The organism is Streptomyces sp. NPDC059534, from assembly GCF_042743475.1.
GTDB lineage: Bacteria > Actinomycetota > Actinomycetes > Streptomycetales > Streptomycetaceae > Streptomyces.
The window spans coordinates 64,685-85,612 of record NZ_JBHWAQ010000017.1 but is presented as its reverse complement, the minus strand read 5'-3'; the positions used below and the strand labels follow the sequence as shown (position 1 = coordinate 85,612).

25 protein-coding genes are annotated in these 20,928 nt (G+C 69.5%); 1 reads left to right on the top strand and 24 read right to left on the bottom strand.

Annotated elements, in window-relative coordinates:
* Window positions 1–90: 90 nt before the first annotated feature.
* From ACFVZH_RS21010 to ACFVZH_RS20975, 8 genes are read right to left on the bottom strand one after another with little or no spacing between them, the layout of a single operon-like run.
* Window positions 91–513, bottom strand: a complete 423-nt coding sequence (locus ACFVZH_RS21010) for a hypothetical protein (protein WP_384899024.1) — start codon at window positions 511–513, stop codon at window positions 91–93.
* A complete protein-coding gene (locus tag ACFVZH_RS21005) occupies window positions 514–897 on the bottom strand; it encodes a hypothetical protein (protein ID WP_384899022.1) in 384 nt (127 codons plus the stop codon). It abuts the gene before it with no gap.
* Window positions 898–910: 13 nt separating this feature from the next.
* Entirely contained in the window at window positions 911–1,756 is an 846-nt protein-coding gene (locus tag ACFVZH_RS21000) for an N-acetylmuramoyl-L-alanine amidase (RefSeq protein ID WP_384899021.1), read from the bottom strand.
* A gap of 20 nt (window positions 1,757–1,776) precedes the next feature.
* Window positions 1,777–2,511: a hypothetical protein gene (locus tag ACFVZH_RS20995; protein ID WP_384899019.1), complete on the bottom strand. Its 735-nt coding sequence runs from the start codon at window positions 2,509–2,511 to the stop codon at window positions 1,777–1,779.
* A complete protein-coding gene (locus ACFVZH_RS20990; RefSeq protein WP_384899017.1) occupies window positions 2,511–3,638 on the bottom strand; it encodes a hypothetical protein in 1,128 nt (375 codons plus the stop codon). Before ACFVZH_RS20990 ends, ACFVZH_RS20995 begins: the two co-directional genes overlap by 1 nt.
* Window positions 3,635–4,804, bottom strand: a complete 1,170-nt coding sequence (locus ACFVZH_RS20985) for a hypothetical protein (RefSeq protein ID WP_384899015.1) — start codon at window positions 4,802–4,804, stop codon at window positions 3,635–3,637. Before ACFVZH_RS20985 ends, ACFVZH_RS20990 begins: the two co-directional genes overlap by 4 nt.
* 15 nt (window positions 4,805–4,819) lie before the next feature.
* Window positions 4,820–5,689: a phage distal tail protein gene (locus ACFVZH_RS20980; RefSeq protein ID WP_384899013.1), complete on the bottom strand. Its 870-nt coding sequence runs from the start codon at window positions 5,687–5,689 to the stop codon at window positions 4,820–4,822.
* A gap of 16 nt (window positions 5,690–5,705) precedes the next feature.
* Window positions 5,706–9,719, bottom strand: coding sequence for a phage tail tape measure protein (locus ACFVZH_RS20975; RefSeq protein ID WP_384899012.1), 4,014 nt, complete (start codon window positions 9,717–9,719; stop codon window positions 5,706–5,708).
* On the opposite strand from ACFVZH_RS20975, the gene ACFVZH_RS20970 reads away from it, so the two are divergent.
* Complete coding sequence (locus tag ACFVZH_RS20970; protein ID WP_384899010.1) at window positions 9,718–10,017, top strand: hypothetical protein; 300 nt, start codon at window positions 9,718–9,720, stop codon at window positions 10,015–10,017. The two genes, ACFVZH_RS20975 and ACFVZH_RS20970, sit on opposite strands and share 2 nt — an antisense overlap.
* A gap of 122 nt (window positions 10,018–10,139) precedes the next feature.
* On the opposite strand, the gene ACFVZH_RS20965 is transcribed toward ACFVZH_RS20970, so the two are convergent.
* From ACFVZH_RS20965 to ACFVZH_RS20890, 16 genes are all read right to left on the bottom strand, one after another.
* The gene (locus ACFVZH_RS20965) at window positions 10,140–10,424 is read right to left on the bottom strand and encodes a hypothetical protein (protein ID WP_384899008.1); all 285 of its coding nucleotides are present in this window, start codon (window positions 10,422–10,424) and stop codon (window positions 10,140–10,142) included.
* A gap of 20 nt (window positions 10,425–10,444) precedes the next feature.
* On the bottom strand, window positions 10,445–10,963 hold the full coding sequence (locus ACFVZH_RS20960; RefSeq protein WP_384899007.1) for a hypothetical protein: 519 nt from the start codon (window positions 10,961–10,963) through the stop codon (window positions 10,445–10,447).
* Window positions 10,963–11,442 carry a hypothetical protein gene (locus tag ACFVZH_RS20955; protein ID WP_384899006.1) on the bottom strand — a complete coding sequence of 160 codons (480 nt, stop codon included), beginning with the start codon at window positions 11,440–11,442 and terminating at the stop codon, window positions 10,963–10,965. Before ACFVZH_RS20955 ends, ACFVZH_RS20960 begins: the two co-directional genes overlap by 1 nt.
* A gap of 67 nt (window positions 11,443–11,509) precedes the next feature.
* On the bottom strand, window positions 11,510–11,839 hold the full coding sequence (locus ACFVZH_RS20950; RefSeq protein ID WP_384899004.1) for a hypothetical protein: 330 nt from the start codon (window positions 11,837–11,839) through the stop codon (window positions 11,510–11,512).
* A gap of 9 nt (window positions 11,840–11,848) precedes the next feature.
* The gene (locus ACFVZH_RS20945) at window positions 11,849–12,256 is read right to left on the bottom strand and encodes a hypothetical protein (RefSeq protein WP_384899003.1); all 408 of its coding nucleotides are present in this window, start codon (window positions 12,254–12,256) and stop codon (window positions 11,849–11,851) included.
* Window positions 12,256–12,645: a hypothetical protein gene (locus tag ACFVZH_RS20940; protein ID WP_384899001.1), complete on the bottom strand. Its 390-nt coding sequence runs from the start codon at window positions 12,643–12,645 to the stop codon at window positions 12,256–12,258. The genes ACFVZH_RS20945 and ACFVZH_RS20940 overlap by 1 nt, the downstream gene beginning before the upstream one ends.
* Window positions 12,642–13,049: a DUF6093 family protein gene (locus tag ACFVZH_RS20935; protein ID WP_384898999.1), complete on the bottom strand. Its 408-nt coding sequence runs from the start codon at window positions 13,047–13,049 to the stop codon at window positions 12,642–12,644. The genes ACFVZH_RS20940 and ACFVZH_RS20935 overlap by 4 nt, the downstream gene beginning before the upstream one ends.
* On the bottom strand, window positions 13,046–13,681 hold the full coding sequence (locus ACFVZH_RS20930) for a hypothetical protein (protein WP_384898998.1): 636 nt from the start codon (window positions 13,679–13,681) through the stop codon (window positions 13,046–13,048). Before ACFVZH_RS20930 ends, ACFVZH_RS20935 begins: the two co-directional genes overlap by 4 nt.
* Window positions 13,682–13,693: 12 nt before the next feature.
* Window positions 13,694–14,086 carry a hypothetical protein gene (locus tag ACFVZH_RS20925; protein ID WP_384898996.1) on the bottom strand — a complete coding sequence of 131 codons (393 nt, stop codon included), beginning with the start codon at window positions 14,084–14,086 and terminating at the stop codon, window positions 13,694–13,696.
* A 55-nt stretch (window positions 14,087–14,141) separates the two neighbouring features.
* A complete protein-coding gene (locus ACFVZH_RS20920; protein WP_384898994.1) occupies window positions 14,142–15,446 on the bottom strand; it encodes a hypothetical protein in 1,305 nt (434 codons plus the stop codon).
* A 2-nt stretch (window positions 15,447–15,448) separates the two neighbouring features.
* Entirely contained in the window at window positions 15,449–15,637 is a 189-nt protein-coding gene (locus ACFVZH_RS20915) for a ribosomal-processing cysteine protease Prp (RefSeq protein WP_384898992.1), read from the bottom strand.
* Window positions 15,634–16,323, bottom strand: coding sequence for a hypothetical protein (locus tag ACFVZH_RS20910; protein ID WP_384898990.1), 690 nt, complete (start codon window positions 16,321–16,323; stop codon window positions 15,634–15,636). The genes ACFVZH_RS20915 and ACFVZH_RS20910 overlap by 4 nt, the downstream gene beginning before the upstream one ends.
* Before the next feature lie 59 nt (window positions 16,324–16,382).
* Entirely contained in the window at window positions 16,383–17,408 is a 1,026-nt protein-coding gene (locus tag ACFVZH_RS20905) for a hypothetical protein (protein WP_384898988.1), read from the bottom strand.
* Window positions 17,408–18,814: a phage portal protein gene (locus ACFVZH_RS20900; RefSeq protein WP_384898986.1), complete on the bottom strand. Its 1,407-nt coding sequence runs from the start codon at window positions 18,812–18,814 to the stop codon at window positions 17,408–17,410. Before ACFVZH_RS20900 ends, ACFVZH_RS20905 begins: the two co-directional genes overlap by 1 nt.
* 8 nt (window positions 18,815–18,822) lie before the next feature.
* A complete protein-coding gene (locus ACFVZH_RS20895; RefSeq protein WP_384898985.1) occupies window positions 18,823–20,439 on the bottom strand; it encodes a hypothetical protein in 1,617 nt (538 codons plus the stop codon).
* Window positions 20,429–20,899, bottom strand: a complete 471-nt coding sequence (locus ACFVZH_RS20890) for a hypothetical protein (protein ID WP_384898983.1) — start codon at window positions 20,897–20,899, stop codon at window positions 20,429–20,431. The genes ACFVZH_RS20895 and ACFVZH_RS20890 overlap by 11 nt, the downstream gene beginning before the upstream one ends.
* Window positions 20,900–20,928: the final 29 nt, after the last annotated feature.

Sequence of the window (20,928 nt, the reverse complement as noted above, 5' to 3'; positions counted from 1 at the left end):
TGCCGCCCGGCCGCTCCATACAGCAGCGCCAGCAGAGGCAACTCCCACAACGCAGCTGGACACCGCGGTCCATGTCTCGGCGCTCATGGGCTACTCCAGTTTCTTGGGGCGCGGAGGCTCACGCCAGCCCGCCACCACGATCACCGGCACTGCGGCTACCGCCCAGATCAGCGCCGTCACCCACCCCCTAGTTGTGTCACCGAGAGGCCACCACGACACGAGGTAGGAGACCATCCACGGGACGACGATTACCAGGAGGGCGGGGAAGCCAAGCCAGTCCCGCCCTTCCGGCAGCACAGACGCCGCCACGGCCACCAGCCCGCAGGCAATCCAGAAGCCGGCCCAGGCGTCGAGAGGCATCGCGTTGAGCAGCAGCCGGATGCCGCGAGTGTCCGGCAGAGGCTCGACGAGCTGCCCGAATCCGTACAGCGCCCACAGCATGCCGAAGGACGCGAGGAAAGCGCCGCGGCGGCCGAGGATCCGGGACAGCCGCCGGGCTACGCGGCGCGGCACCTACACCCCAGCCGGGCCGGCCGCCTTGACCGGGCTGCTCTGCTCGATCCGGGTAGAGGACAGCGGCGCCGTGACCTGCGTGCGTTCCCACAGGGCCAGGAACGCGGCGATCGCAGCCATCACCATGCCCTGCTTCTCCGCAGACCAGTCCAGGCCGAAGCCGACGAACAGCGCCATGCCGGACTGCGCCAGCTGCATCAGAGCCGCGCCGAGCGCACCATCGCGGGCGACGATCGCGATCCACACACCGACCGCCCCGGCCAGGACGGCGTTGATGAGCGTCTGCTGCGTGGCGGAGACGTCGAGGCCGAAGGCGGCGACGAGCTTGAGCGCGGCAGCGGCGAAGCCCAGAAGCAGCGCCGGTTCGCGTCCGAATATTCTCACTTGGTTCTCCTGGTCAGTCGGCGAGGCGGGCAGCGAGCTTGTCTGCGACGAGCTCGGCGATCTGCTCCGCGAGGGTGGGGTGGGCCGCGACCTGGGCGGCGATGGCCGTGATGTCGGCGGGGGTGAGCGTGGGCTGCGGCAGCTGGTCGACCTTCGCGGCGAGCGCGGCGATGGCCGCGTTCTGCCGGCCGTGGACGTAGTCCATGTACCGCATCACGGCGCCCGTGCGGATGGGGCTGCCGCCCTCGACGGGGTTCGGCTCCGTCCGGTTCCAGACCGCACTGACGACCTTCGTGACGTCCTCGTCGGACAGGGGCATGTCTTCCTCCGTGCCGTTGGCCCGGGCGACGATGCCCGGGAAGACGATCTCTCTGAACTGCTTGACGCGGGCGGCGCCGGGGCAGGCCGTGCCGCTGACCGCCCACTCGGGATGCAGCCCGTGGTAGCCGTAACCCGGGTCGTCCCAGGTGCGGCAGATCCGCAGCGGGATGCCGTGTTGGCGGTGCAGCCAGACGCCGAGGTTGATCAGGGCTTCGACCTGTTCGTCGGTCCACGGGTCCGTGTGCTGCAGATTCGATGCCGTCTCGATGGAGACCGCGCCCGTGCCGTCCGGCCGTCGGTTGGCCAGGTAGTTGGCGTCTGCGCGGGTCTCGGTGCCGAGGTACTGGCCGAGGTCGCCGGCGTAGCCGAGCCCGAACGTGCTGTCGAGGTTGGTCGAGTCCCGCCAGTACTCGTACATGCGGCGCGCGGTCCACGGCGCCGCGATGCTGTGCAGGATGAACTGCGTGGGACGGATGGCTGGCTGGGAGTCGGACTCCGGCTGCAGCTCCATCCGGGTGGCGCCTGGGTACCAGGCCATGTGCCCTCCAGTGGTGGAGATCAGGTCTCTGAAGCGGTGTACGCCTCGGATCCCCACACGCCGATACAGACGGCGCTGCAAGTGCCGGCCCCGGCGGTGCGTTGGGCCTCGAGGCGGATGGTGATCTGGTCGCCGTACTCGACGACGCCCAAGTCGGCTGCTGTCGCCCGGTACTGGATCAGCGTGTCGCCGCCGCTGACAGTCGCGATGGGGCCGAGGGTGGAGACAGCGCCGTCCGTGCCGACCGTGCCGGTGAAACGCAGCTGGGCCGTGCTGGCCACGGGGGCGGACAGCATGGCCTGTAGATGCAGGACCCGGTGCTGTGCGAGCCATAGGCCCATGTGGGTCGTCGCCCAGGCGCCGGCGGTGAAGGCGACGCTGGCGTGCATGGGGACGGGGATCCAGGGCCGTCCGAGCCAGTCGTCGGCGTAGGGGTCGTCTGAGAGGATGCGCTGGCCACTGCGGGTGAGGATCGCGCTCGTGTCGCTCTCGTCGGGGCCCTGGGCGGACAGGGCGAGTCCGACGGTTCCGTCGTCGCGCCGCATCGCTACCTGGTAGCGCTCGCTCACCGGGTCCTGGCCAGCGGTGAGCAGGCCCGTCCCGCTTGGCGTCTTGACGGTCAGCTGGCCGCTGCCAAAGGTGGTGGTCTCTGCCCGCCGGCTGGCCATCAGCTCACGCATCTGGCGCTTGAGCGCAGCGATTTCGCGCATGAGCACGTCGGGACCTGGGGGCAGCATGTCGACAGGGGTCGGCATCAGATCGTCTCCTCCTCGACGAGGATCGGGCTGATCCGGTCCCCGCTGGGATCCAGGTCCCAGGACCAGGCTCGGCCGACCCTCACGGCGCCAGCGGGGTGCCGGGGCGACTCGGCGATCTCGATGGTGATGTCGTCGCCGAGTGACCAGTCGGTACCGAGGCGGGGAGCCCGGGAGGCGGTCGCCTCGAGGGTCCACACGCTGGCGCCCGTGCCCATCAGGCTGCGTGCGCGGGTCGCGTGCGCGGTGAGTTCGTCGGGGTCGGTGATGCCGCTGGATGGTGTCCAGCGGTACTCAGTTCGCGGCCAGCCTGCCGCCTCAAGCTCGGTGGCGATCTGTGGGGCGCTGGTCAGACGCGATTCGCCCTCGCCGTCTCCGCGGGCGATGGCGACGGTGGCACCCTTGCCGGTCTCGTAGGACCCGTTCTGGCGGTACGCGGCGATGCAGCCTGGGAAATCAAAAACCGATTCAGGGTCGCCGCTCTGGCTGCCGATCCGTGACCGTACCCGGACCGAAAGGTCGATGGCTGTGTGGGCGGCGTCGGCCCAGATGGGGTCGATGGTCCATTCGGGGCCGCCGTCCATGCCCATAACCTGCTGCGTTGCGGAAAGGACGGTTCGGTCGTCGCCGTCTCGGGAGATCCAGTCCATGGTGACGCCGGTGGCGACTGCGTCCATGACGAACGGGGGGCCCTGGCTCAGCGGGGCCGTCATCAGGCTGGTGATGACGGTGGCCTGGTCCTGGCCGATGAGGGTGAGGTCGCCGACGAAGCGCCGGTCGAGGTACCCCTCGAAGGTGATGGCCTGCAGGTCGACGGTCTGGGAGCTGCCGCCGTCCCTGGTCAGAACCCATCCCGCCCATAGGGGGGTATCGGTAGCCGGGTCGACAGCGAGGAGCATGGACCGGCCCTCTTGGGTTGCCGCTTCCCAGTCCGCGGGCGCGCTGGGAAGGAACAGGCCGAACGACGACGTGGTGGGCGCGCCGAGCCGCCGGCCGATGGTCTGCGTGGTGAGGCCCGGCAGCTCTTCGACGATGCCGCCGGTGGTGGCGTCGCACGCGTACCAGACCAGCTCGTAGGGGCGGGGGTCCTGGGGGCTCCCGCACATGCTGTCCGAAGTGATCGTCATGACGTGTTGGCGGTGAGGCGAGTGATGCCAAAGTTGCAGATGAGGCCGTTCACGGTGCTGCCCGTGTTCTGATTGAGGAAGACCTCGACGTACTGGCCGCCGGCAGTCGCGATCACCCGGCCGCCGATGATCGCGGACGCGTTGCCGACGGAGCCACGGCCGATGTTCACGCGGCCGTCGACGACCGCTGCGCCGTTGACCCGGACCTCGCCACGGCCGTCGGCCGAGCCGAGGGCGCCCGGCCAGACGATGACCCCGTCGAGGAGGTAGGTCCCGGGTACCGGCATGACGAGCCTGGTCGGGTTGCCGGCGGACCACATGCCCGTTCGGTTCGACGAGCGGAGCCCTGTCCAGGTGACCGCGAAGTACGTTGAGGCGTGCGAGGCCAGAGAGGCCGACGCGTTGTAGACGCTGCCGGTCGGCTGTTCGGTTGTTGTCCAGGCCGAGCCGTCCCATCGGTCCGGGGACAGCGTGGTCGTGTTGTCGCGGTACTGGCCGGTGTACGTGCCGGTCGTGTATCCGGACGGTGCGATGCCGCGGGTTGCGGACGACCAGGGGCGCCACGCGGTGCCGTCCCAGCGTTCGAGGGCGCCGGTAGAGGAGTTGTCGCGGTACTGGCCGGTGTAGTAGCCGGACGCGAGCGCCGTGTCGGGCAGGATCCCGCCCGGGGCCACGGTGACCGGACGGACCGCGGTCGACACCGACGGCGAGCCGCCGCCCGATGCAGGGACGGAGATTGTCGCCAGCGGGATGTAGATCTGCGTGCCCGCCGGAGTCGGGGCGACCGGGCTGGCCGCCGCGGTGCCCGCAAGGTAGACGGCCTCGGCCTTGCGCAGGCCGGACGCGTCGACGTCGGTGTCCCAGACCCGCAGGTACACCAAGTCGATGCGCGCCAGGGTCGCGTGGGCGGCGGCCACGGAGCCGGGGCTCGTCGAGGCAGGCATCGCTGCCCGGTAGACGCCTTGCCCGGACCGGTACAGCGTGGCCACGCCGGCGCTGACGTTGATGGTGGAGCCGGCCAGGCTGGTGGTGAGGCCGGTGTCGCCGGGGCGGACGCCGGGCCGGGAGCCCATGGCGGTGCCGTCGGACATGACGATCGGCGAGTCGGACTGGCGGAGCTCAAGGCCGGTGTAGGTGAGGGAGTCCTCCCACACGGGGTCAGCCATCGGTCCTCCTCAGGTTCAGAGCCATGCGGACCGCCACTCCGCGGTGATCATGGCTGCGGCGTCGTAGACCGTGGACTGGAACTGGATGGTGGCCGTGCCGCCGCAGGGAATGAGGGGCCAGCCGAGAGGCACGGACAGGTACCGGCGGCGCGAGGCCGTGCCGTCGAGGACGACCGTCCTCGTGTTGCAGTTGATGACCAGCACCTCGCCGGCCTGGAGGTCCTGCGAGTAGCTGAGGCTCTGGACGCTGCCGTCGGGCTGCTGCACCAGGATCAGTGGCGCCGTGACCGGGCCGGCGATCGTGAAGACGGGCGGGCAGTCGATCGTCCCCACGTTCTCGGCGTTGATCGTGCCAGTCACCGACGACGCCGACAGGGTGATCGGTGGCGTCAGAGGCGGCGACGGGCCGCCCGTCGTGACAGGAAGGCCCGTCGTCTGGGACTGCAGGACGGTGGCGTACCGGCGTGGGTCCGCGGCCGTGACCAGCAGGGAGAACTCGGCGACCTTGTCGCTGAGCGGCCGGATCAGCGGCTTGCCGGACCGTCGGACTGTGACCTGCTTGGGGATCGTCTCGTACACGGTGAGCGTGGTCGCGGACAGGGCGGCGGCCGCCCGTAGCTGCTCCATCGCCCCATCGAGGGCGATGAGGTCCGGCGCCACCACCTTCCCGGCAAGGGTGATGGGGCGCTCGCTCAGATACACCGGGGCGGCCCAGGCGCCGTGGTCGTACTCGCGGACCTGGTACTCGGCCCGCACCTCGCTGCCGTCCCAGCCCTCCATCTCCTGCAGGTGCCAGGCCACCCCGGCAGCGTCCACCCTTCCCAGGGAGACGCTGCCGAGGTCGACGCGGCGTCCGTCGAGATCCGTGTCCGGGGTGTAGCCCACAGCCCACCTGCCTCTCTCAGCCGACGAAAGCCAGGTGGCGGGCGATGTCCGCAGCCTGCGCGGCGGAGGACTGCTTCGCCCCGTGCAGGTGGACCTCGTAGTGCTTCGTGATGTGCTGGACAACCGGCGCGGCCGCACCGCCGCCGCCACTCCACTGGGACGCTGGACGGGCGTCGTAGCCCATGCGACGGGCAGTCGACATCAGCAGCGACCGCGAGCGACCTGAGCCGTTGATCGGAATCCACGCCTCGACGTCGCCCGCCTCGGCGGCCAGGACGGTCGCCGGCGCGGTGAGAATGCCTCCCCTCGCCATCGCCTTCGAGGGCCCCTGGCCAGCGAGTTGCTCCAGGAAGTGCTTCCGGTTCGCCTCAGGCAGGCCCTTGATCTGGCCCATGATGCGGGGCGCCAGATCCTTGATGGACCCGACGTCGAGGCCCGCCGCGATGAGCTCGGCGAACCCGCGGTTCGTTCCGCCGCGGAGGACGGACAGCAGCGTGAGTGCCGCCGTCAGATCCTCGCCGGACAGAGACGAGCCCGCCACCTTCGCCGCGGCGTTCGCCGCCACGACGGCAGCAGCGCCGCCGGTGACAGCCTGCCGCGCCAGGGCCGCCGCTTCCTCGCCGCCCAGGCCGGCGAGGGCCTGGGCGAGGTCGCCGTACCCGCGCGCGGCGAGGGTCTGCAGGTCGGAAGAGAACTGCGCGTTGACCTTGTTTGCCCCGGACACCTGGCTGGTGAAATCCGCCAGGCTGGCGGACGCCACGCCGGCCGTCGCCTTCAGCTTGGCGACGATGTCCTTGAACTGCTTGTCGCTGGCGTGGGCCAGCTTGCCGACAAGCGCGTAGCCGTCCTCGCCCATCTGCTCGAGGATGTCCCGGACCTGAGTGCCGCCACGGGCCTGGATGCGACCCAGATCGCGACGCCACGCGGCCGTCTGCTTCAGCGATTCGCCGAGCAGCTTGCCGTAGCTGCCCAGACTGAAGCCCTTCGGGGTCGCGGCTCCCTTCGCCAGGCCCAGCGCCTTGTCCAGATTGAAGACCTGGCCCCGGGCGGAGGTGACCGCAGCGGCAGCCTTCGCCGAGGCGAGCCGGGCATCCCGCAGCTTCTTCTCTGCGGCAAGCAGCTGGTTCGCGGTGTGCTTCTTGGTCGAGCGAACGCGCTGCAGGTTCGCCTCCGCGTCACGCAGAGCCCGCGCCTTGTCCTTGCTGGTCGCCATCGCCTTGTTGAGAGTCGACCAGGCTGCGGCCAGGCGCTTCACGAGGTCGTCGTACTGGCCCTTGATGTCCCCCGGCGTCCGGAGCATCGGTGCCTGGGTCGGCGTGTACGACACCGGTCCACCGGAGGCGAACCTGCCGGCGTTCAGAGCGTCGAAGAGGTGGGCCCCGTACTTGCGCACGGATGCGGCCTTGATGACGTACTCGTCGCGCGAGAGCCACGTGGGGACACTGTCCGACGTCGGCGTTCCCGGCCCGAAGACCATCCCGCCGAACGGCATCCACTGCACGTCACCGCCGCCCGCGTACCCGCGGATACGTCCGCCGTCCGCCTCGCGGTTCGCCCGGCCGCCCGAAGGCGGGTACGGGCTGCCGGTCGCGCGGTAATGGGTGGTGATGTCGATGACCCTGCCGTCGAGGACGTCGACCCGGGCCTTGAGGGCGTCCAGGGATGAGATCGCCGTGCCGGTTGGCGCGGTGATCTTGACCTGGCCCTTCGGGAGACGCTCCACCTTGTAGCCGAGGGCCTGCAGCTCGGCGATCGCCGGGCCGGTCGGCGCCTTGATCGTGAGCGTCTTACCTGGCGGCAACGCCACCAATCGCGCATACAGCGCCTGGATTTCGCCCGTGGCAGTCGTCGCCCCAGGTGCGGACACGTTGGTAGAGGCGTTAGCCGGCAGCTTGGCGTAGGCGCCGAGCAGCCCGTCGATCGCCTCCTTGGAGAAGTGGGCCTGCTCCATCTGCTTCCGCAGCAGGGCGATGTCCGCCGCGAGCACCGCGTTTCCCGCCTCGATGGACCCCTTCTGCTGGGCGACCGCCTCGGCGTGGCTGATAGCGCCCTGCGCGGCGTCGAGGAAAGCGGACTTGACCTGCCTGCCCTTCTCGGTGGTGATGTCGAGGGTGAGGCCGTTCTCCTTCGCCGCCTCGGTGAGATCGGTCAGTGCCGAGCGGAAGCCGATCTCCTTCTCGGCTGCGGTGATCGCGACCCCATTGAGGGTCTTCAGGGCATCGGAGAGTTTCTCCGCCTCGGTGCGCGTGTCCGCCATCTGGTCGGCGGTCATGCCCGTTGCGTCGGCGAGGTCCTTCTGTGAGCCGGCAGACAGCTTGTTCTGGGTGTCCAGCGCGGTCAGGGCCTCCCCGTACTGCGGCAGCAGCGTGCGGAGCTTGGCCGTGCTTGTCCCCTGCTTTTCGGCTTCGGCCGCCATCTGTGCGAAGGCCGCAGCTGCTTCCTTCGTGGCGCCGCCCTGCACCAGGCCAGCGAGTGCCTCGTCGAGGGCCTTGACCTTGTCGCGGGCAGCGATCAGGTCACCGAAGCCGTCCGGGCCAAAGGCGTCCAGCTCGGAGAAGAAGTCACTGACGCGGTCGAGGTTGCCAGGGTGCGCGATACGCGCCACGGCCTCCCCGAAGCCGTCGAGGTTGTCGCCGAAAGCCTTCGTCAGCTCGCCCGACGCCTTGCCCTTCTGGGCCAGGTCGACCAGTGCGTTGGAGAGGCGGGTCGCGTTCGGAGGGGCTTCACGGAGTCCCTCCGTGAGCTTGTTGACGCCGTAGCTGACTGCGGCGATACCCATCACGACCAGGCTCAGGCGGCCCAGCGCGAGCATCGCAGTCCGGACCCGCGCCGCCGTCACGCCGAGCGCGACCAGCTCGGTGCGGACGGCCATGATGCGGGGCAGCATCAGCAGAAGGCTCGACCCGACCAGGCCGAGCACGCCGAGCAGGCCCGCCATGACAGTCAGCGACTTCTGGGCGCTCGGCGACAGCTGGGAGTACCAGCCAACCACTGCGTTCAGCGCCTGTGCCATCTCGCGGAGTACGGCGTTCGCGCCTGATCCGGACTGGATGAGGGCCGTCTCGAGGCTGCCCTTGAGGCGCTCGAGGTCACCGGCCAGGTTGTCGGTCATGGTGGCCGCGACGCGGGTGGCGTACCCGGTGTCATTGACCGCCCCGACCCACTGGTCGACGCCCTTGGAGCCGGCTTCGTAGAGGATCGTTGCAGCTCGCACCGCGTCCGATCCGAAGATCGTCGCCATCGCCGCGTTCCGGGCCTCCGGCGTGAGCTTCGAGAAGCTGCGGGCCATGTTGCCCGCCAGGGCCGTCAGGCCGATGAACTGCCCGTTGGCGTCATACGCTTTGAGGCCGATCTGCTCCATCGTCGCAGCGGCTTCCTTGCTCTGCGGAACCAGCCGCTGCAGCATCACCTTGAGCGAGGTACCGGCATCGGAGCCGGTCAGAGCGTTCTGCGCGAAGAGGCTGAGGGTGCCGACGGTCTGCTCCAGCGACAAGCCAGTCTGCGACGACAAGAGTGCGGCCTGCCTGAACGCCATACCCATGTCGTGGACGTTCGTGGCCGACTTGCCGGCGCCCGCCGAGATGACATCAGCAATGTGGCCGACGTCCTGGCCGCGCAGCTTGAAGGCGTTCATCGCCTGGGCGCTGATGATGGCGGACTCGCCGAGCTCCAGCTGGCCGGACGCCGCGAGGTCGAGCGCTCCGCGCAGTGCGCCCCCGACAATGTCCGCTGTCGAAATGCCTGCCCTGGCGAGCTCGGCTTCGGCGTTCGCGGCCTGCGAGGCCGAGTACACCGTCGCCTGCCCTGCCTCCAGCGCCGCCTTCTCCAGCTGCTTCATGTCGGCGGCCGAACCGCCTGTCACGGCGCGGACCTCCGACATCGCCTTCTCGAAGCGGGCCGCCGCAGCAGCCGCCAGAGCGAACACCGCGACCAGGCCCAGCGACGCAGTCTGCACCCCCTTGAGGGTCTTCTTCGCGTTGTTGGCCACGCCGAGCACCGCCGCGCCGGCAGCGAAGGCGGCCAGACGCATGGCACCGAACGCACTGGACACCGCTGCCGCAGACGCCGACATTGCTGCGGAGATCCGTGCCGAGGCAGCCGACCACCGGGCCGACGCACGCGCAGCAGCCGCCGACGCGAACGTGCCGACGCGGGTATACGCCGCCGACGCCCGGGCGGACAGGCCCGGGATCGACGACAGCGACGACCGGAAGGCAGCCGAAGAGCGGGACGCCATCGACGACATGGCCGCGCCCACACGGCTGGCAGTCGCAGTGGCAGAGCGGCCCATCGCCGACATCGACGCTGACGACCGCGCCGAAGCCTGACGCATCGACGACGACATCGACGCCGCGGTCGACGACGTCGTCGCGGCCGCGGCACGCATCGCGCTGATGTACGGGGTGGCGGTGCCGGTCAGGAGGACGCGGACAGTACGGACAGCCACGGCTTACCCCCGTTTCGTGACAGAGACGTGCAGGCCGCGGGTGCTCCCGCCGGACTCCTGGAGGGCATGAAGTGCCGTCGCGCCTGTCGAGCAGGCGTGGCAGCGCAGCAGCTCCGCCTCGTAGGCGAACTCGTGCTCTTTGCTGGAGGCTTCGGACCATGGCTGGCCGCAGTCGGGGCATGAGTCGCGCTCGACCTGAGCCAGCGCCAGGGCCCAGGCCCGGTCCTCATCGAGCCACATGGGCTCGCCCGGGGCGACGACGCGCCCCATGAAGATGCTGCGCGGCACGCCCCAGGCTCGTGCGGTCTCTACTTCCCGCCGGTGAGGGCTTCCAGGATCCCGGAGCCGCTCAGCGAGAAAGGGATGCCTGGAGCCTCGTTGTTCACGTCGAAGGCGCACTGGAACAGCTCGCCGCGCTGCCCCTCGTTGAGGATCTCGAAGAGCTCGCTGACCTGCTCGGGGAGCATGGTCGGATCCACGGCGCAGGCCGCGATGAGGGCCTTGGGGAAGGTCTCCGGATCCCAGCCGTGCCCCTTCTCCTTGCCGGGGTGCGCTGCGAGGAGATCCGACCACTCCTTGTCGCCGAGCGACTGGAAGCGGAACTCGGTGTAGGACTTGCGGACCTTGTCGCGGGCCGCAGTCACCTTCTTCGCCAGCGCCACGCGAGGGTCCGTGGCGGCCAGGCTGTCCGGCGACCAGGCGTCGCCGGCCTCGGAAAGCTGCCGCTCCAGCGCCTCCAGGTCCGCGACCAGGTCGCCGGCGAGGCACAGGTGAACGGACTTCTGGCGACGCTTGGCCTTCTTGAGGATCTCGGAGATGTCGGGCATCAGGCCACCGTCGCAGCGGTCGCCGGCGCCGACGTCACCTTCATCGGCGAGACGAACTTCATCACCTCGTTGGCGGCGGGCGACACGTTCTGCGGCTCGCCGCAGGTGATCGGGTAGACCTCCGCCTTCTGGGAGGCGGCCCAGGCGGTGGCGTAGGCGACGCCGCGGCGCACCACGAGGTAGCCGGAGACGCCGTACTTCAGGGTCGTGTACGGCAGGTCCTCGGGGCCGGTGTCGCCGCGCTTGAAGGTCACCTCGACGTCGAAGCCCACGCGGCCGACGGTCTTGGTGTCGAAGGTGCTGGCCAGCGAGGACGTGTCGACGTCCGCCGTGGAGGGGTCGAGCTTCAGCCCGTCGGGGGTGATGCGCTGCGTGTAGTCCGATCCGGCGTTCAGCTCGGTCGTCGTCGGGGCGTTGACGTTGGAGATGGACGGGACCCAGTAGACCCGGGTCTTGCCATCGTTGATCAGGTCAGCCATGGGGCGGCCCTCCTCGGGGCATGAAAAAAGCCCCAGACGGGGCCGGACGAGAGGTGCTGGAGCGGGGTCAGATGACGAGGTTCGCGACGGTGACGCTCGTCGTAGCCGAGTAGGTGACGGCGCACGTGCCGTCCGAGGCTCCGGCGAACAGGTCGCTGGTGATCGGGCCGATCATCTTGTCTCCCGTGGTCGCGGGGACGGTGACCACCACGTCGGCGACTAGCTGGCCACGAACCCGGGCCGTCGAGGTCAGCGTGACCGTCATGGACGAGCCGTTGGTGTTCTTGACGTGCAGGAAGCTGCGCTCGCCGCACGTCACCGTGGTGGAGGCAACAGCGGCCGAGTACGACGGGGTGAGGCCGCTCAGAGCGACGGCCTGCTGAGCGAGCAGAGGCATGACGATCTCCTAGGACGTGGACTGCAGGATGTACTGGACAGGGAGAAAGAAGAGCGGCGGGCTGACGTCGTCATCGCGCTGAACCGGAGGCCCGCCCAGCTCCTCCGGCCGCCACGCTGTCCGGCCCGCCACCACCAGGGGCGCATGGAGAGCCATCCGGGCCCGCTGAGCAGCCCAGCGCGCCTTCTCCGCCGTCGGGGCCACGCAGGTCAGCTGGAAGCCGAGCAGGAAGTCCGTGCGCTCGTCCGCCAGGGACTCGCTCATAGACCGGCCCGGGTCGGCGTACAGCACCACGTAGACACCATTCGACGGGATCGACGCGGCGGGCGGGGCCACGCCGTCCCCGACGGCCAGGCCAGCCGCGGTCAGTGCCGCCGTGACGGCATCCAGGTGCGGCTTGATGTCCGGGGCGGCCACTATGCGGGCCCCAGACGCTCGGCCAGCTCGGTGACGTGGGCTTCGAATGCCGGGCCCTCGGCGGTCAACGCCCGGCCGCCGTCGTTGTGCGGCGGGTTTTTCGATGAGCCGTACTCAAGTAGGTTGCCGAGAGCACCCTGCCGCTTGCCCTTGTCCGGACCGATCTCCGCTGTTGCTCCGCCTGGGATCGGCGTCACGTCGTAGCCGACGCTGTACGGGTAGCGGCGCGCGTGCCGGCCGGACGACGCGATCGCGTTGGAACGCCAGGCGTTCTTCACGGTGAGTGCTCCACGGGTCACGATCGCCACCATCTGCGGCTCGGCCTCGGCGAGGCTCTCCTCCAGAACTTCCGCGAGCTGGACGAGTTCGCGGACGTTGAACTCGGTCATGACCTGTCCTCCGCAGAAATCCTCCACGCTGTGGCCGTGGAACTGAATTCGATGCCGGTCACCCACAGCCGCAGACCCACCATGCGGGCGTCCGGGGACGCGCTCACCTCGACAAGGTCGCCGACAGCCGGCCTCTCGCTCACGTCAGTGCCCCAAGGCAGGGACACCGTGTACTCGCGGAGGGTGACGTTGACCTCGCCGGCTTCGACCTCCTCACCTCGAGAGCGTGCGACGGGCTTCACGCGTGCCGGTCCCGAGTAGAGCGCCAGCGGCGCGGACGAGCCGTCTGTGCCCGTGTCCCAGTCGAAGGCTGCGGTCCCTGGCCGATACAGCCTGACCGTCTCTCGCTGCAGCCCCTCGGCGGCCAGGCGGCCGGCGGTGAGAGCAGCTTCGAGGGCGCTCACGACGGCGCCACCGAGAACGCGGCCCGCCGGTACGGGCGAAGGTCTTCCTTGTGGGACCGGCTGAGCCGGGCGCCGCCGATCGTCTCGGAGGCGAAGGTCCGGGAGTGGCGGTAATCGTCAATTGCGACCTCATCGGCCCGCAGGTTGCCCGGGTTCGACAGGTTCATGGTGGCCAGGTCCAGAACCACATCGACAATGTCGTCCGGAACCTCCTCGTATCCGTGCGAGTAGGTCACCCGAACCTTCGGCGCCCACACGCCCTGCGCCCGGTTCCACGGCCAGCCCATCAGGCGGGTCGACGCCTGCCACGGGTACCCGCGGGTCAGTTCATTGCCGAGACGGGAGTAGTCGCGGTCCTCGAGCGCAGTCCACTCCGTGCCACCGATGTCGATGACCTCAACGACCGTCAGCGGGTGGCTGCCGCTGACGACGAGCGGGTACTGCGGCAGTCGCAGCACACGTTCCCCGCCGGGGAGTTCGACGGTGTCGCCAGCCACGAAAGTGATGTCCTGACGGGTGTACTTCCTCACCCGGGCCGACGCGCGCCGCAGAGCCATGTCCATGGCAGCGTCCGTGCCGGTAGCGCCAGCGGCGACGAGGTCGGCCGCCGTGGCGAGAGGCGGAAGAGTCACGACGGCCTCCTCTCACTCCTCGCCGGCGCCGGCGATTCGCTCCAGCTGCTTGACCAGAGTCGAGCGCGGCTTGTCCTTGGCGTTCTCGGCCGCCAGGGCTTCCTCGGCGCGGTTGGGGTCGTCGCCGACCCAGCCGAGGACGTCCGGGGCCGTCGCGTCGATGTCGAGCTCGTCGCCGTCGGCGCCTTCCTCCTCCGGGTCTTCCTCCTCCGCCGGATCCTCCGAGTCGGCAGACTCCTCGGAGGAGGGGCGCCATGCCTTGGCGGCTTCGTCCAGAGGCTCGACGGCGGAGCCGGTCTCCAGAAGATGAAGGGCGAGGCCGCCCTTGACCTCCTCGTCGGCAGTCAGGGCGACAATGCCGTAGTTGTAGTAGATGGAGCCCGTCTCGAGCACCTTCACGCGCATGGGATCTCCTTGATACGGGCCGGGGCGGAGCAATCCGCCCCGGTGGCCGCTTCGGTCAGGCGTGCTCGAGGACCACGGCGCGCTTGAAGAGGGCAGCGTCGCCGCTGCCAGCCAGGCTGTCGGACGGGACGCCGTAGTCGCCGACCCACGACCACGAGGTCGACAGGACCTGCTGCAAGCGGTCCTGCGGCGGGCGGACGATGCGCGCGACCTGGACGCCCGGGGCGACGTCGACCATCGCGATGTCCGGGACGTCCTCCACGCCGGTGCCCGCGAGCAGGTCGCCCATGCCCTCGAACGGGGCCGCAACCAGAACGCCGGCACCGAGAACGATCGGCCGGTGCACGGTGACCGTGCCGGCGGAGCCGCCGAGGAGCGTCGGGCACTCGTTGTTGCGGACCCAGTCGATGCCGCCGAACCGGCCGATGGACAGGTCGGTGTAGATCGGGGAGTCGACACGGCCCTGCAGCGCCTGCTTGAAGTCGCTGTCAGAGAACAGCTGGGCCTCGGTGTCCGGGTCGATGTGGGCGACGTAGTAGCCGTTCACCGTCGGCACGTTCATCTTGCGCAGGCGGGTGACCGCGGACCGGAACATCGCGAACGTGGCGACGTTCGCGCCGGTCAGGTCGTAGGCGGTGTCGCCGGTCGGCCGAACGGTGGTCGGCGCGTTGGCGGCGACGACGTAGTCGCCTGCGGTGTCCGCGCGGGCGGTGCCGAGGGTCAGCGTGTTGGTACCGGTGTTGACGCCGGTCACCGTGTTGGCGACACCCTCGATGGTGACGGTGAGCGGGGTCGAAGCAGACACCGCGGTCGGGACGCCGTTGACGAGGACGTGAGTGAAGCCGGCGACCGAGTTGACGATCATCGAGGTGTCCGAGCCGGCGGTCGTGGTGCCCCACGTCCGGCCGCCCGCGTAGGCGGCGTACAGCTTGTTCCGGGCGATCTGATTGAGCGACTGGCCGGCGTTGATGCCCAGGTTCTCGACATCCGCCATGAACTTGCTCGCCAGAGCCATCGCGCTGTTGAGCATGTTCGTGTCGGAGGCATTGCCGTACTGGTCCATCGTCACGGACCACTGCTCGATGCCGTAGGTCGCGGCCGAGGTGTCCGAGCCGGTGATCGCCGTGGTGACCGGCGCCAGCAGGCCCTTACGGGTGAAGGTCTTGGTGTCACCGAGGGCGCCCTGCCAGGGCTCGGGGTCCGCGATGGCCGGGAAGATGAACTCGGGCCGCAGAGCCTCCTGGAAGACCCTGTCGAGCAGGCCGTTCTGCATCATCGCGCGGATCGCGGCGGGGACGTTCGACCGCACGTCGTGACGGCCGAGCTTGAACCACGGCCTGGCCGCAGTCGGTGTGGTCATGTCTACTCCTGTGTGATCTCGACGGACACGAGGTCCGGGTGGTGCCGCGCGACCTCCTCGAGGCCGAGCAGCGCGGTTTGGGTGATGGCCGACACGGCGGCGCAGACCCGCCCGTCTTCCGCGTGCTCCTCGTGACCGTCCACCTCGATCGAGGTGCGGCCGTCGCCCAGTTGGGCACGGACGTGGATCACGCGCGAAGCCGGAAGCCGGGTACGACCTTCGAGAGCTCCGCTTCGAGGTCGGCGCGGGACGCCGTCCGGAAGTCGGTCGCAGGCGCCTCCGGGCGCGCTCCCTGGCCGGGGTCGGGCTTGGGGGCGGGGGGCTTCGGCGCTTCCGGAGTCGCCCGCCGCAGGTGCGGCTTCCGCTCCAGCAGGGCCTCGAGGTCCGCCGCGATGGTCTCGGTGTCGATGTCGCCGGCGTCGTCGGCGTAGGACGTCAGGTCGAGGAACGCGGCCGCGTCCTCCGGGTCGGCGAAGGCGGACGCTGCGGCCTTCACCTCTGCGAGGACAGCGCGCCTGGTGGCCTTTACGGCCTGCTCCGCCAGCCGCTGCGCCTTGTCGGTGGCCTTGTCGAGCTCGGTCTTGTCGCGGTCCTCGAACTCCGCCACCCTGCGGGCGAGGTCGTCGGCCCGCTTCTTCTCCGCGGCGGCAGCCCGGCGGGCCTCCGCCTTCTCGGCCTTCATGCGGTCGAGGGCCTGCTTGCCCTTGTCTCCGAGCTGGTCGGCGCCGTCCGGGTCCGGATCGGCCGGGTCGGGTGCCGGGTCCGCCTCAGGGGCGGGCGTCGGCGGGTCAGCCGGGTCCGGGTCGTCGTGGCGGGTCAGCCGGAACCAGTCCACGCCATGGGCGGCGGACAGCCAGCTGTCTCGGGTGTTCTGCATGGGTACTCCCGTTGCGGGACGAAGGCCGGCGCCTTGCGCGTCAAGCCAGTTAAAGAGCCTCAGCCGATGTAGCCGAAGCGCCGCAGCATCCGGATGGCCGCATCACGGTCGCCAGCGGACAGCCTGTAGATCTCCTCAGGAAGGAGACGGGGGGTGCGGAGACGGAAGCCGCGACCGGATGCGGGGACGCGTCCACGCGCTATGGCTTCGGCCCGCTCGGACCGGTAGAAGGCGCCCCGACGCGTCGTGCCCTCGCGAGTCGCAGCAACCCGCTGCCCATAGGTGGTCGTGGTGTACATGCCTCGGCGGGCGTTCACCACGCTGCCGATACTGGCCCCGTCACGGATCGCCTGGGCGCCGGCAATCGTGAAAATCCGGTTCTGCTCGGCCGTCGACAGGCTCCGGAAGTACGCCTTCGAGTCGAAGGCGCCCGGGTGATGCCGTCCACGCTTGATCAGCCTGGCGGGCATGTGCACGCAGTCGCAGCGCGGATGCCTCTGGAAGCCAGAGTTCCAGCCGTACTCCTTGCCGGCGAGGATGATGCAGCGCGCACAGGCCGGAGGGTTGACCACCCGGATGTACCCGTTGATCGTCCTGCTGGCCGTGATGGAAACGCCCGTCGCCTGCCTGCCTGCGTCCGCGACCTCCGACGCCGCCATCTTCAGCAGCTGCGTCAGGCCGCGGAGCATCGCCTCCGTGTCATCGAGCCCGGCGCCGATCGCCTCCTTGGTGGTGATGACCGGCAGGTACAGCAGTGAATCCAGAGGACGTCCGTCTGCCGCGCGGCCAGAGAAGCCGGACACCAGCACCCGGCCAGCCGGGTCTACTCGGCCTCCGTCGGCTGCGGCGACCGCGGCCACGTACTCGTCAGAGCCGCTTGCCGCAGCCGCCTGCCCCAGCGCCACCGCCCGCACGATCTGCGGACCCACCATGGACTCCCACGAGCCGGTCAGGTCCCGGCGGTCCAGCTCATTCCAGAGAGCCTGCACGCGGTCGGAGGTCCGGCGCTGCTGGCGGGCCTGCGCCACGTAATACGCCTGGGCCAGCTCCGCTGCGGTCATCCGGGACTCGGTCGGCGTGGCCATCAGTCGAGTGCCAGCTCATCCGGCTTGGGCGCCGGTTCCGGTGGCGCCTTCGGCCCGATGTCCAGGGCGGCAAGGTCGCCGGCGAGGATGCGGGCCATGGCGTCCTGGGCGGCCTCGCGGTCCTGCTCCTCCATGCGGTTGATCTGGGCTTGCGAGTAGCCCATGTCCTCGCGGGTCTGGCGGAGCGGCACGACCTTTGCCGTGAACAGCTTTACCGCCGCGTCGGCCTTCTGCGCGATCGTCGGCGTCGAGGCGTCTCGCCAGATCGTCTCCAGCGCGCGGGCGTCAGCGTCCCAGTTGCCGTCCCGGACGCGCAGGACGTTCCTCATGACGCGCTCCCACGTATCGCCGAAGCCACGCTGCTTGCGCTCAGACCGCTTGACCAGCCTCGTCTCTGCGGAGCGGATCGCGTCCGCGGAGGCCGGGTTGTCGGTGGCGTAGCCGAGGAAGTGCGGCGGGAGTCCGGCGAGGCTGGCCACGAGGGTGGCGAGCTGCTTGATCGTCTCGTGGAAGTTCGACAGCGACGCCTCGGGGAACTGAATGACGTCGGCGCCGTCGTTCTTGCGGTCCTTCTCCGTCGCCCACATGCGGCCGATGATCCGCGAGAAGGCGCTGACCTTGCGGCCGTTGGCGTCGACAAAGTCCTCCTCGCCGAAACCGAAGGCCACCCGGCGGGGCGTGGCGTGGTACTCCTCGGAGACCATCATGTCCGTCGCCGACTTGCAGGCCGCGTCCGAGATCGGGATGACGTCGGCGAGGTCGGAGACGCCGTTCTGGCACTTCAGGCGCGGCCGGTTGGCGAGCACTTCCACGAGCGTCGAGCCGATGTTGTGGTCATCCCGCTCACGGTCAGGGTTCGGGATCCACTGGCCCTTCTCCTTCATCCACCACGAGTTCGCGTTCAGAAGGCGCAGGGCCGCATGCTCGACGTCGCCTTCCTGCCAGCGCTTCACCACAGCCCGCAGCTCGCGGGTCTGGGGGTCGTGGTCGCCGTACACGTCGAGCGCGGACTCGACCGTCACCAGCGGGGTGTCGGCGTCGTCCTTCCGGGAGCCGGTGAAGACGTAGGCCCGGCCCATCAGCAGGGCCTCCAGGTGGCCCTGCTGTGACTGCCCGTCGAGATCGTTAGCCTGCCAGATCCGCCACAGCTCCTCATCCGACTCGGGCTCGGCCGGGTAGCGGAACCCCTCCACGTCGAGCCGCTCTTCGACGCTGTCGACGACCAGGCGTGGCCAGTTGATGACGACCTGCCGCACCGTCTCCTGCAGCTCAGCCTGCAGCTCGGGAGCCATGTACGACAGGGGCTGCTTACCCTCGTAGTACATGCTGAACTTCTTCAGCTCGGCCAGCTCCGCGTCGTGGCACTTGATCAGGTGGATGAGCCACTCCAGCTCCGTGCGCTCCACGGCTCACCTCACCTCATGATCAGCATCTTGGATTTCCTCTTCGGCTTGGCCTGGCCAGCAGCAATCGCGTCGCCGGCAGCCTCATGGGCGAGGATGCTGGGCATCGCGGCGTCGATTTTCTGGGCCGGGCTCGCCTTGCTCAGGACGTACCGGCCGCCCGTGCGGGCCGCCTTCCGGGCGTTCCTCACGTGGACCGCTGTGATGGGGCAGCCGTCGTGCCTGAACTCGGTGCCCGCCTTGCTGACGTCCGTCAGGAGCCGCTCGGCCGCCGCATGCATCTGAACGGTGCGGTACGTGTACCAGCGGACCACGCGCTTCTCGCCGTGCTTCTCCGCCCACGCGTCCATCTCGGACTCCCAGTACGGCGGGTCCCCGTAGAAGCGGACCACGTTGAAGCGGGCGAAGACCTCGTCGACAGCCGCCGACACCTCCAGGCGAGGAACCTGGCCGCCGAAGTCCGCCGGGTTCCAGATGGTCGGCATGTCGTCCGGCCCGTAGGTCGGGGTGAACTGGTAACCGTCCAGCGTCTCCAGCCGCAAGGCCGTGTGGTCGTCGACGTCGGAACCGTCGAAGCCAGCCACGACCGGGGTGCCGTCCGGGACCTCCCGAACCGCCGCCAGAGCGTCCCAGGCGTCACCGTTCATCCACGAGCCCTTGCCGTAGACGACACGGTTCCCGAAGAACCGCTCCGCCTGCTCCGGGTCGGTCTCCATCAGCTCAACAGCCTCGGCCTCGATGGCATCCAGGTCGACGTGCGTGGAGCCCGAGTACACATAGCGGTGGATCTTCCGCCGGTCCGTCTTGTTCGTGTACTTCAGCGACGCCGGCGGCGTGCGGTGGAAGCGAAAGATGTCCTTGACCTTGGACTCTGCCGTGCGCTGAGCCACCGACATCTCCGACGGCGACCACGCGTTCGTCGTCTCCATCGTCCGGCCACCCATGCCCGCGGCACCGCGGCGCTGTGTATCGGCGACCCGGTCCATCTTGTTCGCCACCGTCCACAGCTGCGTCTCGTCCTGGAGGACGAACGTCACCGGGTTACCGAGACGGGACTGCGCGCTTGAGGTGACGACGTCGATGCGACCGTCATTCGGCAAGCGGATGAACTGCTCGCCCACCCGCATCAGCTCGCCAAGGAGGCCATAGCGGATCATCGACTGAAGCGGGCGGTAGACGTTGTCCGTCTGCTCCTCCGAGAACGCCGTGATCTGCACCAGCGGCGTCGGCCACGGAATGCCCATCGGCTCGCCAGGCTCGTACTCGTAGCCCCAACCGCAGCCACAGCCGTGATCCCGACAGTCATACGCTTCGCCGCCCTCGGCCCAGCCGTTGAAGACCGCCGGCCCGACTCCCTCAAGAGCGCAGATCGATGCCGTCCACGGCCCCTTGCCGGTCTTCTGTGGAGCGACGCACTGAGAGCGCCGGTAGTGGAACGCCGGCGCCAACTGGCCCAGCGTCGCCGCCGGCTTCACCCGGTAGAAGTTCGCCGTGCACCACAGCTGCCAGTCGTACATCTGGAACGGCTCGCCCTTACGGAAGCCGTCGGGGACGACGCAGTGCCGCTCGATCCAGTCGCACGCCACCCACAGAGTGGGGAAGTCGACGACGAACTCGTCAGGCCCCATCGCTCGGAACGACCTTCAGCCGCGACCGCGACGACCGGGCGGCCGGAGCCTGCCGGCCTCGGCCAACGGGCTTAGCGGGCGCCGCCTCCTCGGCGGTGATCCTCCATCGGTTCGCCCTCATGCCGGGAGTCGTCAGGCCCAGAGAGTCGGCCATCTGACGCACCAGTGTCGACAGGTTCACGAAGGAGCCGCGCTCCTCGGCCTCCACCAGACGGCGGACGTAGAGGGCTACTTCGAGCTGCTGGCCGTAGCGCTCCCACATCAGAGCCTGCGGCTTGACCCACAGGGCCGTCCACAGCTCGGTCTCACGCTCGGTCTGATCCGTCAGCGGCCACTGGGGCGTTGCGCCCTCGCGACCTTCCGCCGGAAGAACCGTCCATTCGCCGGCATCCCGCTCCCGCCGCAGCGCGGTGGGGTCGGGCGCCGGCCCTGAGCGAGCTCTCGCTCCGCCCTTCGGCATAGTGATCACCTCTGACTGGCCGCGTTGCG

Coding starts and splice junctions, on each gene's coding strand:
- ACFVZH_RS20895 (WP_384898985.1), bottom strand. CDS start 20,439: ATGGGGCCTGACGAGTTCGTCGTCGACTTCCCCACTCTGTGGGTGGCG.
- ACFVZH_RS20950 (WP_384899004.1), bottom strand. CDS start 11,839: ATGCCTCTGCTCGCTCAGCAGGCCGTCGCTCTGAGCGGCCTCACCCCG.
- ACFVZH_RS20970 (WP_384899010.1), top strand. CDS start 9,718: ATGGCACCGAACGCACTGGACACCGCTGCCGCAGACGCCGACATTGCT.
- ACFVZH_RS20925 (WP_384898996.1), bottom strand. CDS start 14,086: ATGCGCGTGAAGGTGCTCGAGACGGGCTCCATCTACTACAACTACGGC.
- ACFVZH_RS20955 (WP_384899006.1), bottom strand. CDS start 11,442: ATGGCTGACCTGATCAACGATGGCAAGACCCGGGTCTACTGGGTCCCG.
- ACFVZH_RS20890 (WP_384898983.1), bottom strand. CDS start 20,899: ATGCCGAAGGGCGGAGCGAGAGCTCGCTCAGGGCCGGCGCCCGACCCC.
- ACFVZH_RS21000 (WP_384899021.1), bottom strand. CDS start 1,756: ATGGCCTGGTACCCAGGCGCCACCCGGATGGAGCTGCAGCCGGAGTCC.
- ACFVZH_RS20920 (WP_384898994.1), bottom strand. CDS start 15,446: ATGACCACACCGACTGCGGCCAGGCCGTGGTTCAAGCTCGGCCGTCAC.
- ACFVZH_RS20905 (WP_384898988.1), bottom strand. CDS start 17,408: ATGGCCACGCCGACCGAGTCCCGGATGACCGCAGCGGAGCTGGCCCAG.
- ACFVZH_RS20975 (WP_384899012.1), bottom strand. CDS start 9,719: ATGCGTCTGGCCGCCTTCGCTGCCGGCGCGGCGGTGCTCGGCGTGGCC.
- ACFVZH_RS20995 (WP_384899019.1), bottom strand. CDS start 2,511: ATGCCGACCCCTGTCGACATGCTGCCCCCAGGTCCCGACGTGCTCATG.
- ACFVZH_RS20940 (WP_384899001.1), bottom strand. CDS start 12,645: ATGACCGAGTTCAACGTCCGCGAACTCGTCCAGCTCGCGGAAGTTCTG.
- ACFVZH_RS20990 (WP_384899017.1), bottom strand. CDS start 3,638: ATGACGATCACTTCGGACAGCATGTGCGGGAGCCCCCAGGACCCCCGC.
- ACFVZH_RS20910 (WP_384898990.1), bottom strand. CDS start 16,323: ATGCAGAACACCCGAGACAGCTGGCTGTCCGCCGCCCATGGCGTGGAC.
- ACFVZH_RS20985 (WP_384899015.1), bottom strand. CDS start 4,804: ATGGCTGACCCCGTGTGGGAGGACTCCCTCACCTACACCGGCCTTGAG.
- ACFVZH_RS20960 (WP_384899007.1), bottom strand. CDS start 10,963: ATGCCCGACATCTCCGAGATCCTCAAGAAGGCCAAGCGTCGCCAGAAG.